Genomic DNA, 3,274 nt, shown 5'->3' with positions numbered 1-3,274 from the left:
AGCCCCCGAGAACATCCTTCGCCTGCTCACGCCCACGACAAACGAGTATTCGCTCGATTGGCGCCGGCGGTGCCTCGCCCGCCTGCAGAAGCGTTCCCGAAAGATCGTCGATGGCATGCGCGTCAAATTTCCGCAGGCGATCACCTTCACCGATGGCTTCGCCGGTGACGAGTTTACCGTGGTCAAGCGCGGCGCGACTATTACCTTCCGTCCCGTTGGCAGGCACGGGCACTACCGCATCAGCAATTTCAGGGACGCCGAATGGTCCATCGTCCCCGAAACGAAGGTCCATCGAACGATCTTCGCGCCCCGACCCTTTGCAGCGATGCCCCCGCCATGAGCGGGGCATCCAGACTCTCGCCGCTGCGGGCGTGCCTCTGCAGTCGCGAAAATGCCATCCGTGTCGCGCAGCGCATGATGCAGGCCGGAATCGCCGTCATGGTCGCTCCCGGCGATGCCATGCAACCCTGACGCGTGATCGAGCGAACCGATCTTTCGGCCAGCGAAGTCGCCGCGCGCATTGCCCTCAAGAGACAGGAGGACTTGAGATGCCCCGCCTGAAACCCGCCACACCGCGATCCAAGCAACAGATCGACGACGCCCTGAAACTCATGCGCCGTGCGCGCGGGCTCCTGCGCGAGGCAGGCGCCTCCAAAGCCGCTGGCCGTCTTCACAGCGCCATCAACAGAGCCGAGGGCGCACGGCGGCACTGCGAGCGACGCCCCGTTGTCGTCGATACGATGGCGGCCTGGCTCTCCGAAGCCGAATGAGGGAAGTGGGGAGGGGAAGGCGAACGATCGAGGAGAACATACATGCCCGCATTCGCTTCCTCCCCCGCACCCGAGATGACCCGCTGGGGCAAGCCCGTAACGGCCACCCAGCGCCTGCCCGGCATCTGGCGCGTCATGACCCCGTCGCATGGCGGCTTTGTCCTGTCCGAACCGCGCCACGCCGCCATGCCTGAGGCCCTGCGCCTCGACGGGCCCGAGTACGAACATGACGTCGATTGGGCGCTCGTGATCGTGGCGTTCCAGACCGAATTTGCCGCTGCCGGAGATCCGCTCTTCGACATCGAACTTTCGCTCGCCACCGGCACCGTCAAGAGCTGGCGTCCCGAACGCTGGGACGCCTACGCCAGTGAGCCCGTCGAACCCCGTCAGAGCCACGTCCGGCGCGAGCGCGAAGCCTTCGAGGCGCGCATCGGCAAGGTCATTGTCACCACCGCCTATGGCGATTGGGCCGATTGGGTGCCCACCGGCAAGGTTGGCGTCCTTGGCTACCGCCTCGCCAGCGTTGATCATATGGCCCGCCCCACATACGCCGACCCGGTGTTCAAGGCCCTCGTCGATGCCGCCCGATATGATGAGCGCACCAGCGTCATCAGCTTCGACGAACTCGACGCCGAGATCCTGGCATGACGATCGAGGTGATCGTGGGCCTGCCCCACCTCAACGAAGGGCCAATCCTGCAGCGCGCGCGGTTGATGCAGCAACCCATGCTGATTTCCGCGAACTGCCTCTCGCGCTGGCGGACCGCATCAGGTGGCTGGCGCGAATGGCATGGCTGGCGCACTGGCCAGCTCGGCAATGTCCATGGGCTCAAGAGCCTCGATCTGGACAGTGCCGGATATGTGCTGATGGCCAGATACGGGGGCTATCCATGGTCGATCGCCGACTACATGGAGTTGGCTGCATCCTATCCCTTCCGCCGCTTTGCGGCTGCCGACTATTGCTGCGAGGCCGAAATCGCCGCCGATCGCGCCGAAGTCCTGGACCGCATCGCCCGCACCGTCGCGACGAACCGCGAATGCCGCTCGCGCGCCTACGACCTTGGGATCATCGACCGCTTCATGCCGGTGCTTCAGGGCCGCTACCCTGAAGACTACGAACGCTGCGCGGAAGCGCTGGCGTGGTCGATGAATCCGGGCACCGTCGTCGGGGTCGGCTCCATGTGCCGCCGCGACATCCATGGTCCTGACGGTCTGATCGCGGTTGTCGCCCACCTCGACAGGATACTCCCCGATCCCGGTCCGAGGCTGCACCTGTTCGGCGTGAAGGGAGCGGCCATCCCCTACCTTCAACCCTATGCCCATCGCGTGGCCTCGCTCGATTCCCAGGCATGGGGCACCGCAGCACGGCGCGATGCCCGGCGCCGGCAGGTATCGAAAACCGACGCTCTTGCTGCCGACCACATGGAGCGCTGGACCATCGCGCAGCTCGATCGACTGCGCGAACCCCATCGCCCGATGGCCATCACTCCTGAACCTGCGCCTCCACAGACTCCGTCCGATCCCTGGGAAGCCGCCATCCAGCAAGCGCAGGCCGAGATCCGCGCGCTTATCGAAAGCGGCGACCTGACTCACGACGAAGTGACCGCTGGATGGATCGAGACATGGGCGGCAGACCTATACCGTAGACGGCCCAAAGCTGCCGGAAACCTACGGCCGCCAAAGGTAGCAGCGGCATCCTAACTCACTACTGAGAGCAAAAGGACGATGATTTGGTGATGAACACGTGAACGGAAAGCAGGGCAGGTGTCTACTACGCGCCCAATTCGGTCAATCACCCACATTGGGCTTAGATCCAGAACCGGTCATTCGGAGTACCAGGCCGATCATCAGGATTGAGGCGTGATTGCAATTGCGGAATGATCCTCTGCACTATCTACCGGGAGCCCAGCCTCCTTGCGCTCGGAATAGCGGTCGACGAGCTGCCCTGCGTGTGGTCGCATCAGCACGGTGAAGCGGATCAGTTCCTCCATCACATCGACGATGCGCTCGTAATAGCTCGACGCCCGCATGCGGCCGTCCTCGTCGAACTCCTTGTACGCCATCGCCACCGAGGACTGGTTGGGGATCGTGAACATCCGCATCCAACGGCCCAGTAGCCGCAGCGAGTTAACGGCGTTGAAGGACTGCGAACCGCCGGACACCTGCATGACTGCAAGCGTGCGGCCCTGCGTTGGCCGCATCCCGCGCATCTGGAGCGGCAGATGATCGATTTGCGTCTTCATGATGCCGCTGATCTGGCCGTGCCGCTCCGGACTGCACCAGACCATGCCTTCCGACCACAGCGCGTGCTCGCGCAGTTCATGCACAGCTGGGTGGTCGTCTCCCGCTATCTGATCGGGCAGCGGCAGGTCACTGGGATCGAAAATCCGCGTCTCGGCGCCGAAGAATTGCAGCAGGCGCGCCGCCTCTTCCACGGTGAGGCGTGAGAACGAGCGTTCCCGCAGTGAGCCGTAGAGCAGCAGTATGCGCGGAGGCGGTTGATCC

At 64.1% G+C, this 3,274-nt stretch carries 5 protein-coding genes; 4 read left to right on the top strand and 1 reads right to left on the bottom strand.

From position 1 onward, the window contains the following. The 4 genes from VMR39_RS28850 to VMR39_RS28835 all read left to right on the top strand — a co-directional run. The coding region (locus VMR39_RS28850; protein ID WP_414712615.1) for a DUF6927 domain-containing protein at positions 1–340 on the top strand (340 nt) is incomplete at its 5' end. A gap of 208 nt (positions 341–548) precedes the next feature. Further along, entirely contained in the window at positions 549–770 is a 222-nt protein-coding gene (locus VMR39_RS28845) for a hypothetical protein (RefSeq protein ID WP_325421717.1), read from the top strand. A 42-nt stretch (positions 771–812) separates the two neighbouring features. Further along, the gene (locus VMR39_RS28840) at positions 813–1,418 is read left to right on the top strand and encodes a DUF7007 domain-containing protein (protein WP_325421715.1); all 606 of its coding nucleotides are present in this window, start codon (positions 813–815) and stop codon (positions 1,416–1,418) included. Next, entirely contained in the window at positions 1,415–2,470 is a 1,056-nt protein-coding gene (locus VMR39_RS28835; protein ID WP_325421713.1) for a DUF7221 family queuine tRNA-ribosyltransferase-like protein, read from the top strand. Before VMR39_RS28840 ends, VMR39_RS28835 begins: the two co-directional genes overlap by 4 nt. A gap of 146 nt (positions 2,471–2,616) precedes the next feature. On the opposite strand, the gene arsH is transcribed toward VMR39_RS28835, so the two are convergent. Further along, positions 2,617–3,274: arsenical resistance protein ArsH (arsH, locus tag VMR39_RS28830; RefSeq protein ID WP_325421711.1), on the bottom strand; the 658-nt coding region annotated here is incomplete at its 5' end.

It is taken from the genome of Sphingobium sp. (assembly GCF_035511395.1).
Taxonomy (GTDB): domain Bacteria; phylum Pseudomonadota; class Alphaproteobacteria; order Sphingomonadales; family Sphingomonadaceae; genus Sphingobium.
Note: the sequence above shows the minus strand (reverse complement) of the source record. Positions and strands in the feature narration are given on the sequence as shown.